At 69.0% G+C, this 14,905-nt stretch carries 12 protein-coding genes; 9 read left to right on the top strand and 3 right to left on the bottom strand.

Features of this window, described 5'->3' with window-relative positions:
* Positions 1-35: 35 nt before the first annotated feature.
* A complete protein-coding gene (locus tag Q9R39_RS04575) occupies positions 36-854 on the bottom strand; it encodes a DUF3105 domain-containing protein (RefSeq protein WP_058252744.1) in 819 nt (272 codons plus the stop codon).
* A 150-nt stretch (positions 855-1,004) separates the two neighbouring features.
* Between Q9R39_RS04575 and argS the strand changes: the two genes are divergently transcribed.
* From argS to rho, 6 genes are all read left to right on the top strand, one after another.
* Complete coding sequence (gene argS, locus Q9R39_RS04570) at positions 1,005-2,657, top strand: arginine--tRNA ligase (protein ID WP_058252745.1); 1,653 nt, start codon at positions 1,005-1,007, stop codon at positions 2,655-2,657.
* Positions 2,654-4,075: a diaminopimelate decarboxylase gene (lysA, locus tag Q9R39_RS04565; protein ID WP_311277147.1), complete on the top strand. Its 1,422-nt coding sequence runs from the start codon at positions 2,654-2,656 to the stop codon at positions 4,073-4,075. The genes argS and lysA overlap by 4 nt, the downstream gene beginning before the upstream one ends.
* Positions 4,072-5,412, top strand: coding sequence for a homoserine dehydrogenase (locus tag Q9R39_RS04560; RefSeq protein WP_058252747.1), 1,341 nt, complete (start codon positions 4,072-4,074; stop codon positions 5,410-5,412). Before lysA ends, Q9R39_RS04560 begins: the two co-directional genes overlap by 4 nt.
* Entirely contained in the window at positions 5,405-6,490 is a 1,086-nt protein-coding gene (thrC, locus tag Q9R39_RS04555; RefSeq protein WP_311277146.1) for a threonine synthase, read from the top strand. The genes Q9R39_RS04560 and thrC overlap by 8 nt, the downstream gene beginning before the upstream one ends.
* Positions 6,471-7,442, top strand: a complete 972-nt coding sequence (gene thrB, locus Q9R39_RS04550) for a homoserine kinase (protein WP_058252749.1) — start codon at positions 6,471-6,473, stop codon at positions 7,440-7,442. Before thrC ends, thrB begins: the two co-directional genes overlap by 20 nt.
* A gap of 337 nt (positions 7,443-7,779) precedes the next feature.
* Positions 7,780-9,849 (top strand): transcription termination factor Rho, encoded by a 2,070-nt coding sequence (gene rho, locus Q9R39_RS04545; RefSeq protein WP_311277145.1) that lies wholly within the window; start codon positions 7,780-7,782, stop codon positions 9,847-9,849.
* 286 nt (positions 9,850-10,135) lie between these two features.
* Here the strand turns inward: rho and Q9R39_RS04540 are convergent, their stop codons facing one another.
* Positions 10,136-11,068 carry a heme transporter gene (locus Q9R39_RS04540; protein ID WP_265969144.1) on the bottom strand — a complete coding sequence of 311 codons (933 nt, stop codon included), beginning with the start codon at positions 11,066-11,068 and terminating at the stop codon, positions 10,136-10,138.
* A 1-nt stretch (position 11,069) separates the two neighbouring features.
* Entirely contained in the window at positions 11,070-12,278 is a 1,209-nt protein-coding gene (locus Q9R39_RS04535; RefSeq protein ID WP_265969143.1) for a sulfite reductase subunit alpha, read from the bottom strand.
* 301 nt (positions 12,279-12,579) lie between these two features.
* Here Q9R39_RS04535 and rpmE point away from each other — a divergent pair, with 301 nt between their 5' ends.
* The 3 genes from rpmE (at position 12,580) to Q9R39_RS04520 (ending at position 14,903) form a co-directional block, all read left to right on the top strand.
* Positions 12,580-12,792: a 50S ribosomal protein L31 gene (gene rpmE / locus Q9R39_RS04530; protein ID WP_010842972.1), complete on the top strand. Its 213-nt coding sequence runs from the start codon at positions 12,580-12,582 to the stop codon at positions 12,790-12,792.
* Between the two features lie 120 nt (positions 12,793-12,912).
* Positions 12,913-13,989, top strand: a complete 1,077-nt coding sequence (prfA, locus tag Q9R39_RS04525) for a peptide chain release factor 1 (protein WP_058252753.1) — start codon at positions 12,913-12,915, stop codon at positions 13,987-13,989.
* Between the two features lie 5 nt (positions 13,990-13,994).
* Complete coding sequence (locus Q9R39_RS04520) at positions 13,995-14,903, top strand: HemK/PrmC family methyltransferase (protein WP_137810075.1); 909 nt, start codon at positions 13,995-13,997, stop codon at positions 14,901-14,903.
* The last annotated feature ends 2 nt before the right edge of the window (positions 14,904-14,905 follow it).

Here is a 14,905-nt window from a genome sequence, read left to right as displayed (position 1 = left end):
CGTTACCTGGTCTGCTGGTCGGGTGGGAACCCGCGTCAGCCCGCGGGCTGCTGGTTGCCGCCATCCATCGGGACGGCGTCGGGGCCGGGCTCACCCTCGTCGGCCGGCGGGGGGTTCGACGGATCGAACCCGGGGATGGCGGTACAGGTGGCCTGGGTCTCGGGGTACGCGGCGGTCTGCGGGTTCTCCGGGTAGACCCCGGGCATCATGTTGCGGCGTAGCGCGGTGATGAACTGGTTGACGCGCGGATCGCGGGCGGATTCGAGCTTGAGCTGGTGTCCCCAGCTCTGCAGCGACACCGGCTGGTCGAGTCCGGGGTAGGGCGAGAGGAACAGGTACTGCTCACCGCGGACGAGTTGCTTGAGGTAGTCGAGGTCCTCCGGTGAGATCGTGTCCGGGTTGTAGGTGATCCAGACCGCGCCGTGTTCGAGGGCGTGGACGGCGTTCTCCGACCGCAGCGGGTTCGGGTAGACGACGCCGGTGCAGGTCGCCCAGATCTCATCGTGCGGTCCGCCGAACGGAGGCGACTGGTCGTAGGCGACACGCTGGGTCGCGGTGACGTGCCGCGCGGCCTCGTAGTAGCGCTTCGTGACACCCGGGATGTTCGCCGACGGATCGGGATTCTGCGGTGAGGGCACGAACTCGGACACCGTTTCCACGGCGAAGTCGTCCTTCTGTTCGGCCCGCCGCTCGTTGAACTTGGGGACGAGGTAGATCGCGAGTCCGGCGATGAGGCCGATGACCACCACGACGGCGCCGATCAGCATCCAGTCGACCTGACGTCCCGTCGCCGAGGGAACGGATCCTGCTCGCTTGCGGGACTTGGGGACGTTGGCCCCTGGTTTGCGCGCCATTGACTTCTTTCCTCATCCGACTGCGGGGGCCGAGCGGACCCGCGGGAGACCCGGCCCGCGCTCGGCGCACACGAGTGTACTGGTGGGCCCGATGGGTGGAGCAGGGTGCGATTGTCGGTGTAGTGGCCGCGGCCAATAGGATGGTGTCCTGTGACTCCCGCCGACCTGGCCGCGCTGCTGCGCGACGTGACCCTGACCGTGGTCCGCGACCGCGGACTGGACGAGAACCTGGTGCCCGACTCCATCGTCGTCGAGCGCCCCCGTCACGCTGACCACGGCGACTATTCCACCAACGTCGCCCTGCAGATGGGCAAGCGGCTCGGCGTGAACCCGCGGGAACTCGCCGGCTGGCTCGCGGAGGCGTTCGCCGCGGCCGAGGGTGTCGCGAAGGCCGAGATCGCCGGTCCCGGGTTCGTGAACCTCTGGCTCGGGGCCGCCGCGCAGAACACCGTCGTCGCGGCGGTGCTGGCCCGGGGTGCGGACTACGGCCGCGGAAACGAACTCGCCGGCTCGGTCATCAACCTCGAATTCGTGTCGGCCAATCCGACCGGGCCGATCCACCTGGGCGGTACCCGCTGGGCGGCCGTCGGCGACGCGCTCGGCCGCGTGCTGGCCGCTCGCGGTGGTGCGGTCACGCGCGAGTACTACTTCAACGACCACGGTGCCCAGATCGACCGGTTCGCCCGGTCGCTGGAGGCCGCGGCACTGGGCAACCCGACCCCGGAGGACGGCTACGCGGGCGATTACATCGCCGACATCGCCGCGAAGGTCGTCGAGACGGTCCCCGAGGTGCTGTCGCAGCCCGACGCCGACCGCCTCGAGACGTTCCGTTCGGTCGGGGTGGACCTGATGTTCACCCACATCAAGCAGAGCCTCCACGACTTCGGCACCGACTTCGACGTCTTCACCCATGAGGACAAGATGTTCGCCACCGGCCTCGTCGACGAGTGCATCGGCGAGCTCAAGGCCAACGGCAACCTGTACGAGAAGGACGGCGCGTGGTGGCTGCGGTCCACCGAGTTCGGTGACGACAAGGACCGTGTGGTCCTCAAGAGCGACGGCAACGCCGCCTACATTGCGGGCGACATCGCCTACTACCGTGACAAGCGCAACCGCGGCTTCAACCTCTGCATCTACATGCTCGGCGCCGATCACCACGGGTACATCAGCCGGCTCAAGGCCGCGGCGGCGGCGCTCGGCGACGACCCGGCCACCGTCGAGGTGCTGATCGGCCAGATGGTCAACCTCGTGCGCGACGGCACGCCGGTCCGTATGAGCAAGCGTGCCGGCACGGTCATCACGCTCGACGACCTCGTCGACGCGGTCGGCGTCGACGGCGCGCGCTATTCGCTGATCCGCTCGTCGGTCGACGTCAACATCGACATCGATCTCGACCTGCTCACCAAACAGTCCAACGACAACCCGGTGTACTACGTGCAGTACGCCCACGCGCGGATGTCCGCACTGGCCCGCAACGCCGCTGACCTCGGGGTCGTGTCGTCGCTGGACCATCTGGACCTGCTCGACGATCCCGCCGAGGGGGAATTGATCCGCACCATCGGCGATTTCGACGATGTCGTCGCGACCGCCGCCACGTTGCGCGAGCCGCACCGGGTCTGTCGCTACCTCGAGGTCCTCGCCGGCACCTACCACCGGTTCTATGCCAAGTGCCGTGTCCTGCCGCAGGGTGACGAAAAACCGGCGGACATCCACCGGGCCCGGCTCGCCCTGTGCGAGGCCACCCGTCAGGTCCTGGCCAATGGGCTGGGTCTCGTCGGCGTCACCGCGCCGGAGCAGATGTGAACGCCCACCCCGCCGGCCCCCGGCACGCCGAACTGCTGGCCGCGCCCCATCTAGCCGAGCGTCCGAACGACCCGGCCGTGCTCGCCGCCATCCCCGCACAGGTGTGGCCACGCAACGCATCCCGCGACGAATCGGGCGAGCTGCGGTTGGCCGGCGTGCCGGTGAGTCAGCTCGCCGAAGAGTTCGGGACGCCGGCGTTCGTCGTGGACGAGGCCGACTTCCGGTCGCGCTGCCGGGACATGATGGCGGCGTTCGGCCCGTACGGGCGAGTGCACTATGCGTCGAAGGCGTTCCTGAGCACCGAGATCGCGCGCTGGGTCGACGACGAGGGGCTGTCCCTGGACGTCTGCAGCGGTGGTGAACTCGCCATCGCACTGCGCGCCGGTTTCCCGCCGGAGCGAATCGCATTGCACGGCAACAACAAGAGCGTCGACGAGCTGCGCGCTGCGGTCGATGCCGGAATCGGGCACGTCGTCCTCGACTCGATGATCGAGATCGATCGGCTCGACGCGATCGCCGGCGAACGCGGTGTCGTCGCCGACGTGCTGGTGCGCGTGACCGTCGGTGTCGAAGCGCACACCCACGAGTTCATCTCGACCGCACACGAGGACCAGAAGTTCGGATTCTCGCTCGCCGGTGGGATCGCGATGGAAGCCATCCGGCGGGTCTTCGCGACCGACAACCTCAGGCTTGTGGGTCTGCACAGCCACATCGGGTCGCAGATCTTCGACATGGACGGATTCGAGCTGGCCGCCCACCGGGTGCTCGGACTGCTCCGCGACGTCGTCGGCGAGTTCGGTGTCGAGAAGACCGCGCAGATGTCGGTCGTCGATCTCGGTGGCGGACTGGGGATCTCGTACCTCCCCGACGAGCGTCCGCTGCCGGTGCAGAAGGTGGCGGAGACGCTCGCGGCGATCGTCGAGCGGGAGTCGGCAGCACTCGGGCTGCCCGTGCCGACCATCGCCGTCGAACCGGGCCGCGCCATCGCCGGTCCCGGCACGATCACGCTGTATCGCGTCGGCACCGTGAAGGACGTCGCACTGGGCGGCGGCGCCGTACGACGCTACGTCTCCGTCGACGGCGGCATGAGCGACAACATCCGCACCGTTCTCTACGACGCCGAATACGACGTGCGGCTCGTGTCCCGGGTGTCGGAGGCCCGTGCGGTGGTGTGCCGGGTCGTGGGAAAGCATTGCGAGAGCGGCGACATCGTGATCAAGGACTGTTGGCTGCCGGAGGATCTCGGCCCCGGCGACCTGATCGCGGTGGCGGCGACCGGTGCCTACTGCTACTCGATGTCGAGCCGATACAACATGACCATGAGACCGCCCGTGGTGGCGGTGGCCGACGGGAACGCCCGGCTACTGCTGCGCCGGGAGACCATCGACGACTTCCTCAGCCTGGAGGTGGGCCTGTGACCGAATCCGTGCAGAACACAAGTGGCGCAACCGATGCGGACTCGCGCACCATCGGTGTCGCGGTGCTCGGCATGGGCAATGTCGGTGCCGAGGTGGTGCGCATCATCACCGACAACGCCGACGACCTCCGGGCGCGCGTCGGGGCTCCCGTGGAGATCCGCGGCGTCGCGGTGCGGGATCTCGGCCGTCCCCGCAAGATCGCGCAGGATCTCCTGACCGACGACCCGGCGGCACTCGTCGCGCGCGACGACGTCGACATCGTCGTGGAGTTGATGGGCGGCATCGACCCGGCCCGCGGTCTGATCCGGTCGGCGCTCGAGAGCGGCAAGTCGGTGGTGACGGCGAACAAGGCGCTCCTCGCCGAATACACCGGCGAACTCGCGACCGCCGCGGCAGATGCCAAGGTGGACCTCTACTTCGAGGCCGCGGTCGCCGGCGCCATCCCGGTCATCCGTCCGCTGATGCAGTCACTGGCCGGCGACACCGTCGAGCGGGTCAACGGAATCGTCAACGGCACCACCAATTTCATCCTCTCCGCGATGGACGAGACGGGCGCCGACTACGCCGACACCCTCGCCGAGGCCGGCCGCCTCGGATATGCCGAAGCCGATCCGACGGCCGACGTCGAGGGCTACGACGCCGCGGCCAAGGCGGCGATCCTCGCCTCGATCGCCTTCCACACGCGGGTCACGGCGGCCGATGTGCACCGCGAGGGCATCTCCTCGGTCACGTCCGCGGACCTGGTCGCGGCCAAGAAGTTCGACTGCACGATCAAACTGCTCTCGATCTGCGAGCGCGTCCGCGACGCCAATGGCGCGCAACGGATCTCGGCGCGCGTGTACCCCGCGCTGATTCCGCTGACCCACCCGCTGGCGACCGTGAACGGCGCGTTCAACGCCGTCGTCGTGGAAGCCGAGAACGCCGGGCGGCTGATGTTCTACGGGCAGGGTGCCGGGGGATCACCGACGGCATCGGCGGTTCTCGGCGACATGGTCATGGCCGCCCGCAACCGCGTGCACGGCGGGCGCGGACCGCTCGAGTCGACCTACGCCTCCCTGCCCGTCGCCCCGATCGACGACGTGTTCACGCGGTATTACGTCTCGATGCGGGTGGCCGACAAGCCCGGCGTGCTGGCGCAGGTCGCGGGGGAGTTCTCGAAGCGGTCGGTCAGCATCGCCGCGGTGCGCCAGGAGGGCGCGGGCGACGACGCCCGCCTGATCCTGGTCACCCACCGCGCCCCCGACCGAGCTCAATCGGATTGTGTTGCGGCGCTTGAAGACATGGACGCCGTCATCAAGGTGTCGAGTGTGTTGCGATTGGAAGGTACCGATGACTGAAGCGACTTCTACGCCTGTGCACCGCGCGTGGCCGGGCCTCATCGAGGCCTACCGGTCGCGGTTGCCCGTCGCCGACGACTGGAAGGTCGTCACGCTGCTCGAGGGTGGCACCCCGCTGATCAGTGCGCCGCATCTGTCGTCGCTGACCGGCTGCGAGGTCTACCTCAAGGTGGAGGGTCTCAACCCCACCGGTTCGTTCAAGGACCGCGGCATGACGATGGCCGTCAGCAACGCGGTCAACAACGGCAAGACCGCGGTCCTGTGCGCATCCACGGGCAACACCTCGGCATCAGCCGCCGCATACGCCACCCGGGCCGGGATCACCTGCGCCGTCCTGATCCCGCAGGGCAAGATCGCGATGGGCAAGCTCGCTCAGGCGGTCATGCACGGCGCCAAGATCATCCAGGTCGAGGGCAACTTCGACGACTGTCTCGAACTCGCGCGCAAGGCGACCGCCGAGTTCACCGAGATCGAACTCGTGAACTCGGTCAACCCGGCGCGGATCGAGGGTCAGAAGACCGCCGCCTTCGAGATCGTCGACGTGCTGGGCCGTGCCCCCGACGTCCACGCTCTGCCGGTCGGCAACGCGGGCAACATCACCGCGTACTGGAAGGGCTACAAGGAGTATCACGCCGACGGCGTCTCGTCGTCGGTGCCGCGCATGCTCGGTGTCCAGGCCGCCGGCGCCGCGCCGCTGGTGAACGGTGCGCCGGTGAAGGACCCGGAGACCGTCGCCACCGCCATCCGCATCGGCTCCCCGGCCAGCTGGAACCAGGCCGTCGCCGCGAAGGACGAGTCGAACGGGCAGTTCCTGGCGGCCACCGACGAGAAGCTGCTCGAGGCCTACCGCCTCGTCGCCGGCAAGGAGGGCGTGTTCGTCGAGCCGGCGTCGGCGGCCAGCGTCGCGGGTCTGCTCGCCGCGAGTGCCGACGGCTGGATCGGGCGGGGCTCGACCGTGGTGTGCACGGTCACCGGCAACGGTCTGAAGGACCCCGACACCGCGCTGGCGGGCATCCCGGCGGTCGAGGCCATTCCGGTGGACCCGGTGGCGGTCGCGGATGCTCTCGGTGTCGGCTGACGGGGCCGGGTCCGCGGCGGCTGCCGCGGGAACGGTGCCGGTAGGGCTCTCGACGAGGGTCCGCGTGCCCGCCTCCAGTGCCAATCTGGGGCCCGGATTCGACTGTCTCGGAATAGCTCTCGGAATCTACGACGAGGTGATCGTCGAGACGGTCCCGGATGGCGTCACCCTCGAGGTCGAGGGTGAGGGCGCCGACGCCGTGCCCCGCGACGACTCGCACCTCGTGGTGCGGGCGCTCACCCGCGGACTGGCACACGCCGGGCTGCGGGCCCCCGGTCTGACATTGCGCTGCGTCAACCGGATCCCGCATTCCCGGGGTCTGGGTTCGTCCGCCGCCGCCGCGGTGTCGGGTCTCGCCGCCGCATCGGGCCTGATCTCGGCCGCCGGCCTCGGTCCGGGGCTCTCGGCCGACGAACTGGTACAACTGTCCAGCGAATTCGAGGGCCACCCCGACAACGCGGCCGCGAGCGTGCTCGGCTCGGCGGTCGTCACGTGGACCGAATCGGCCGACGGCGTCGCCTCGTATCACGCGCACCGCCTCCCGGTGCACCCCGACATCTACGCAACGGTCTTCGTGCCCGACACCGAGTCGTCGACGTCGTTCACCCGCGGACTGCTCCCGGATTCGGTCCCGCGCGCCGACGCCGTGTTCAACCTGAGCCGGTCGGCCCTCGCCGTCGTCGCGCTGACCACCGATCCGCGCAACCTCATGGCCGCGTCCCAGGATCGGCTGCACCAGCCGTACCGGGCGTCGGCGATGGCGCCGACGCACGATCTGGTCAGCGCGCTGCGTGCGCGTGGACATGCCGCGACCGTGTCCGGAGCGGGACCGACCGTCCTGGTGCTCGGTACGGCGCCGGTGCCCGCCGAGATCCGTCAGCTGGCGCAGGGCCTCGGATTCGACGCCCGGTCGGTCGCCGTCGCCGGCGGCGTCGAGATCACCGTCGGCTGATCGGCGTCGTCCGCACGACCGCCGGAGTGAATGCGCATTCATTTGGCGCTTCCGGCGTGTTGCCCCTATCATGCGAACGGGGTTACCATATTCTGGTCTAGCCGCGCAGGCTTGTCCTGCCGCTTCTCATCCTTCACCGATCGGAGATGACCGGCTGTGTATCCGGGCCGGGGTCATGGATCTCTGTCGACGGTGCCGAAGCGCAGGTGTTTCCGGGCACGCTCGCAGCGGACCACACATTCTCACCGTCCACCGCGGACGGACTCCCTAGCGCACAGAAGCAGGGAAACGTAGACCTCACGCAGTTCTCGTCTGCGGGAGGAACGAAAGGACTTCCGTGACCGATACGGACCTGATCACCGCACCTGCCGAGCAGGAATCCGCGGGTTCGGCCGGCCCCGACTCGGGACGACCGGCCACCAAGACACGTGCACGAACCGGCCTGTCCGGCATGGTGCTCAGCGAACTGCGGACGGTCGCCGGTGAACTCGGCATCAAGGGCACCTCCGGGATGCGCAAGGGCGATCTGATCGCCGCGATCAAGGAGCGCCAGGCGGGTGGCGACGCCCCGGCCGCGAAGAGCGCTCCCGCCCGGTCGAAGGCTGGCACGTCGAAGCCGGCGACGAACGACGACCAACTGGCCATCGGCGACTCCCCGGCAACGGCCGGGGCGGACTCGACCGAGAAGAACGACGCCCCCCGGAGCGGCGCGCGCACCCAGCGCGGCGCCGGCCGCAAGGCCGCTGCCGCCGACGCACCGGCCGAGGCGTCGTCCACCGAGACCGCGAACGCCGACGCTACGGGACCAACGAACAACCCGGCTGCCACCCAGGCCGACGGCTCGAGGAACGGCGCCGACGCGGCGAAGTCCGAGGCCCAGGCCGGGGATGCACCCAAGGGCGGCAGCGCTTCCGAGACCGACTCGTCGGAGACCGGTGCGGGACGCGAGCGACGCCGCGGCCGTGACGGCTCGGGCGAGGCCGCGGGTGACTCCGACGGCAACGACCAGCGCACTCGCCGCAACCGCAACCAGAACCGCGACAACCAGAATCGCGACGGGGGCCAGAATCGCGACAAGCAGAACCGCGACGGCAACCAGAACCGCGACGGAAATCAAAATCGTGACGGGGGCCAGAACCGCGACGGTGGTCAGGACGACGACGGCGAGGGCGGCGGTCGCCGTCGGGGCCGCCGGTTCCGTGAGCGTCGTCGCGGCCAGAATCGCGACACCCCGAACGAGCCGCAGGTGTCCGACGATGACGTGTTGCAGCCCGTCGCCGGCATCCTCGACGTGCTCGACAACTACGCCTTCGTGCGCACCTCGGGGTACCTCGCCGGTCCGAACGACGTCTACGTCTCGATGAACCTGGTCCGCAAGAACGGACTTCGACGCGGCGACGCGATCACCGGTGCGGTCAAGGTGCCGCGCGAGGGCGACCAGCAGAACCAGCGCCAGAAGTTCAACCCGCTGGTGCGGCTGGACACCGTCAACGGCGGAGACGTCGAGACGGCCAAGCGTCGCCCCGAGTTCAACAAGCTCACGCCGCTGTACCCGAACCAGCGCCTGCGACTGGAGACCACCCCCGAACGACTCGACACCCGTGTGATCGATCTGATCATGCCGATCGGCAAGGGGCAGCGCGCCCTGATCGTGTCGCCGCCGAAGGCCGGTAAGACGACAATCCTGCAGGACATCGCCAACGCGATCGCGACCAACAATCCCGAATGCCACCTCATGGTCGTCCTCGTCGACGAGCGTCCCGAGGAGGTCACGGACATGCAGCGTTCGGTGCGGGGTGAGGTCATCGCCTCGACCTTCGATCGGCCGCCGTCAGACCACACCTCGGTGTCCGAGCTCGCGATCGAGCGCGCCAAGCGACTCGTCGAGAGCGGGAAAGACGTTGTGGTGCTGCTGGACTCGATCACCCGTCTGGGTCGTGCGTACAACAACGCGTCGCCCGCGTCGGGTCGGATCCTGTCCGGTGGTGTCGATTCGACCGCGCTGTACCCGCCGAAGCGGTTCCTCGGCGCGGCGCGCAACATCGAGAACGGCGGATCGCTGACGATCATCGCCTCGGCGCTCGTCGAGACCGGCTCCACCGGCGACACGGTGATCTTCGAGGAGTTCAAGGGCACCGGCAACGCCGAGCTCAAGCTCGACCGCAAGATCTCCGAGCGCCGGGTGTTCCCGGCGGTGGACGTCAACCTGTCGAGTACTCGTAAGGACGAGCTGCTGCTGTCGCCGGAGGAATTCTCCATCGTGCACAAGCTGCGTCGCGTGCTCTCGGGTCTCGACTCGCAGCAGGCCATCGACCTGCTGATCAGTCAGCTCAAGAAGACCAAGACGAACATCGAGTTCCTGATGACGGTGCAGAAGACCGCACCGGGCGGGAACAACGACGACTGAGTTCGTCCGGCATATCCCCGCTCCCTGAGGAGCGAGCTTGCGAGCGTCATATCCCCGCTCCCTGAGGAGCGAGCTTGCGAGCGTCACGAAGGGTCCTGGTGAGACGACGGGTTGCGAAGACCCTTCGTGACGCGCCCTCCGCAAGCTCCGGGCGCTCCTCAGGGAGCGGGGTTGGACGCGCCCTCCGCACGCTTCGGGTGCTCCTTAGGAGCAGGGGGCAGGTCGTTCTCTCGGCTTGGAGAAGCAGTGTGAGACGGTACGGGTGCGCGACTCGCGCGGTGCCCTCTCAGCCGGCGAGGTCGGCCGCCAGGTGTTGCCACGCCTGCGCACTCGGCGGTGCGACGGCCCCGGTCTGGGTCACGATGAGCGCGCACTCGCCTCCGCGGCTGTAGATCTCGAGTGATCCCGTGCGGTCCCACACCCCGCGGGGCCACGTCACCCAGCATTCGCCGACGAGATCGAAGTTGATCATCACGCGGGTGCTGCCGGATGCCAGCACCATCTGGCCCCGATGCTCGCGGGCTCCGTCGAGACGGTCCTGGCGCATCTGGATGCGTCCCGGCGCCGCCGTCGCGAAGGTCACGGTCATCCCCAGTCCCGCTGCGTGCTCGAGTGCGGCGATCACCGCACGTGTCTCGACGCGGACGGTACGCGCGCAGTCGAGATGGGGGAGGGCCGCCAGGCGGGCGACACCTCCGTCGGTGAGTACCGCGTCGAATTGTGCGACCTGATCGTCGTCGATCGAGGCGGACGGCTCCACGCATTGTGGCGCAGGCGAATCCACGAAGGGTCCATCGAGGACCGCGGCCGCGCGGCCGCAGGTCATCGCCTCGAACGCCAGCCGGTCGGAGTTCTCCGTCAGGTAGGTGGCGTGAGCGGTGTTGCCGCGGTGGTCGAACAGTCGCAGGGTCGGCGGAACGTGGGCGGCGGGATCGCTGAGCAACGCCGACGACAAGCGAGAGGGGTTGAGCCGCAGTGCGATCTGCTGCGAGTCGACACGTAGCGGACCGCCCACGGCCGTCGGGAGGTCATGGACGCCGACCGCGTTCATGATCACCGGACCGGCAACGGTCACGCCGACGACCTGGGCCAGGCCGGGCAGGCGCGCGGCGACCGCGGGGACGTCGTGATTCACCGAGGATCCCGCGAATCCGGCTGTCCGCAGCAGGATCTCGAGATCGCTGCGGGCCTGCGGATGGTCCCCGGCGGAGTGGGTCATCTCAGTAGACGTCGCGTGAGTAGCGATTCTCCGCGCGCAGGCGATCGACGTAAGCCACGGCCTGGTCGGGCTCGAGACCACCGTGTTCGGCGACGATCTCGTGCAGCGCCGCGTCGACGTCGTCGGCCATCGTCGTGGCGTCGCCGCACACATACAGATGCGCGCCGGCCTCGAGCCACGCGAACAGCTCACCGCCGTGTTCGCGCATCCGGTCCTGGACGTAGACCTTGTGTTCCTGATCGCGGGAGAAGGCGAGGTCGAGCCGGTCGAGAAGCCCGTCGGTGACGAACCGGTCGAGCTCCTCGGCATAGAGGTAGTCGTGGCCGCGATGCTGGTCACCGAAGAACAGCCAGTTGCCGCCGGGTGCGCCGGCCGCGGCCCGCTCATGCAGGAAACCGCGGAACGGGGCGATGCCGGTGCCCGGGCCGATCATGATGGCCGAGACGTCGTCGGCGGGCAGCCGGAACTTCTTGTTGGGGGAGATGAAGACGGGCACGGTGTCGCCGGGCGCGCAGCGGTCGGCCAGGTGGGTCGAGCACACACCTCCGCGATCCCGGTCGGCGACGCGGTAGCGCACCGTGGCCATCGTGATGTGGACGGTGTCGCCGTGGACCCGCGGGCTCGACGAGATCGAGTACTCGCGGTGCGCGAGGGGACTCAACTCCTCGAGCAGTTCCTCGGGAGTCGGGGTGAAGGTCGGGTCCAGATCCAGGAGATCGAGGACGTCGAGTCCGTGGAGCCACGCGTCGAGTGCCTGCGGGTCACCGGCGTCGAGAAGTCGGGCGAGTTCGGGGTGTCCGGTGCGTTCGGCGACGACCCGGACGAGGTACTTCGACGGCGCGCCGATCTCGTACCTGCTGGTCAGTGCCTCGCGCAGGGTGTAGGTCGCCTTGCGGTCGGCGATGATCTCGTCGCCCACCGCGCGCAGCCGGGCGAGCAGGAGATCGACCAGCGCGGGATCGTTCGTCGGAGCGATGCCGATGCCGTCGCCGGGCTCGTAGGTGATGCCGCTGTCGCCGAGATCGAGTTCGAGATGCCGGACCTCCTTGGCCGATCCGGGACCGGAGAGGAGTTCGTTCCGTACGACCGTCGCCGGGTAGGGATTGCGCCGGTTCCACGGCGATCGGGCCGTCTTGCCGGTACGACGGGCGGGGGAGGTCCGTGCGGTGTCGACTGCGAGGCTGCTGCCGGTGGAGGCGGCGTCGTACATCGAGGATTCCTTCGGGGACGGGGTGCGGGGGAGCGTGTGCCGCCGACAGGGCGGGCGACGCCACGGTACTACACTTAGGCAACCCTTACGAGGATCGCGATCTGCGTCACGTGCAGTGGAGTGCGGGTGGCCGTGCCGGGAATGGATCCGAGCGGCCTGCCGTTGAGGCACCTGCGACCGCGGTGACCGGGATTTTTCCCGGGTGATGCCCCCGTGGCATACTGATCGGTCGAGTCCGGTTCCGGTTCACACCGTCGACAAGCGACGGTGACCCGGCGACCTCAGAAAGGGACAGTCAGACATGAAGCAGGGAATCCACCCCGAGTACGCGACGACCACCGTCGTCTGCGGCTGCGGCAACACCTTCGAGACCCGCAGCACCGCTGCCAACGGTCGGATCAACGTCGAGGTCTGCTCGCAGTGCCACCCGTTCTACACGGGCAAGCAGAAGATCCTCGACACCGGCGGCCGCGTTGCCCGGTTCGAGAAGCGCTACGGCAAGCGCGCCAAGTAGACCACGCTGCGACGCCCGCCCGACGATGTCGGGACGGGCGTCGCTGTGTTTTCCGGTCAGAGTTCTTCCCGGTGTCGCCGATCATCCGGCGTGCGCCGGTCGACAAGTGAGGTCGCCTTCATGAGTACGCAGAGTCCCTCGGCCATCGACGACATCCTGGCCGAGCACTCGGGTCTCGAACGCCAGCTGGCCGATCCCGCCCTGCACGACGATCCCGCCGCGGCCCGTCGCGTCGGCAAGCGATTCGCCGAGCTCGCGCCCGTCATGGCGACCTACACCCGGTTGAAGGCGGCACGCGAGGATCTCGAGGCCGCACGGGAACTGGCCGCCGATGACGCGTCGTTCGCCGCCGAGATCCCCTCTCTCGAAGAGGCCGTCGAGGAACTCGACGCGACGTTGACCGACCTGCTCGCCCCGCGCGACCCCCACGACGCCGACGACGTGGTCCTGGAGATCAAATCCGGTGCGGGCGGCGAGGAATCGGCACTGTTCGCGGCGGACCTGGCCCGGATGTACCTCAAGTACTGCGAGCGTCACGGCTGGAAGGCGCAGGTGCTCGGCGTGACCGAGTCCGATCTCGGCGGCTACAAAGAGGCCACCTTCTCGATCAAGTCGAAAGAGGCCGTGCGCGACGGGGTCTGGTCGCGACTGAAGTTCGAGGGCGGTGTGCACCGCGTCCAGCGGGTGCCGGTCACCGAGTCGCAGGGCCGCATCCACACGTCGGCGGCCGGGGTGCTGATCTACCCCGAGCCCGAAGAGGTGGCCGAGGTGACGATCGACGAATCGGAACTGCGCATCGACGTCTACCGCTCGTCCGGCAAGGGCGGCCAAGGCGTGAACACCACCGATTCGGCGGTCCGGATCACCCACCTGCCCACCGGAATCGTCGTCACATGCCAGAACGAACGTTCGCAGTTGCAGAACAAGGCGCGCGCGATGCAGGTCCTCGCCGCCCGGCTGCAGTCCGCAGCCGAGGAAGAGGCGGAGGCCGCCGCCGCGCAGGGTCGTGCGGCCCAGATCCGCACCGTGGACCGGTCCGAGCGGATCCGGACCTACAACTTCCCCGAGAACCGCATCACCGATCACCGGATCGGTTACAAGGCCAGCAATCTCGACGCGGTCCTCGCCGGTGACATGGACAACCTGCTCGACGCGCTCGTCGCCGCGGACCGGCAGGCCCGCATGGAAGCGGAATAGGTGTCGTGACCGGCAGGCCGACCCCGGTGCCGGACGAACTGCGTGCCGCAACCGCCCGTCTCGCCGCGTCCGGGATCGACTCCGCACGCCGTGACGCCGAATGGCTGATGGCGCACGTGCTCGGGATCGATGCGGGCCGTCTCGTGCTGGTGGACGCGATCGACGACGCGCCGGCGCGCGCGTTCCGGTCCGCGATCGACCTGCGGTCGCAGCGGATTCCGTTGCAGCACATCATCGGGACCGCCGCCTTCGGCCCGGTCGAGCTGGCCGTCGGCCCCGGAGTGTTCATCCCCCGGCCGGAGACCGAGTACCTCCTCGAATGGGCGGTCGACCGACTCCGGGCCACCCCCGGACCGCATTCCGCGGCCGATTTCTGCAGCGGCAGTGGGGCACTGGCGATCGGCATCGCCGCGATGAGTCCGGCGACGCGGGTCGTGGCGATCGAGGCCGACGAGGACGCGCTGGTGTGGTTGCGTCGCAACGTCGCCGCCGCGACACCGGCCGTCGGGTCACGGGTCGACGTCGTCGCCGCGGACGTCACCGACCCGGATCAGGTCGGGGGAGCCGTGCCGGCCGGCAGCGTGTCGGTCCTGGTCACGAACCCGCCCTACGTGCCGCTCGACGCCGTGGTCGGACCGGAGGTCGCCCACGACCCGGCTCGCGCGGTCTTCGGCGGCGCGGACGGGATGTCGGTCATCGTGCCGATGGTGCCGGTCATCGCCCGCACGCTGACGCCGGGTGGCGTCGTCGGGATCGAACACGACGACACGACCGCCGACGCCGTCGTGTCGTGCCTGCACGCGCACGGCGACTTCGAGGAAGTCACCCGGCACACGGATCTGACGGGCCGGCCGAGGTTCGTGACGGCGCGCCGACGGCAGGCCGGGTCCGTCGGACGCGGCATGGCAGGATGATC

The organism is Gordonia sp. AC31 (genome assembly GCF_031844505.1).
In the GTDB taxonomy this organism is placed as follows: domain Bacteria; phylum Actinomycetota; class Actinomycetes; order Mycobacteriales; family Mycobacteriaceae; genus Gordonia; species Gordonia hongkongensis.
The sequence above is the reverse complement of the archived record's forward strand: the minus strand, read 5'-3'. Positions and strand labels throughout refer to the sequence as shown.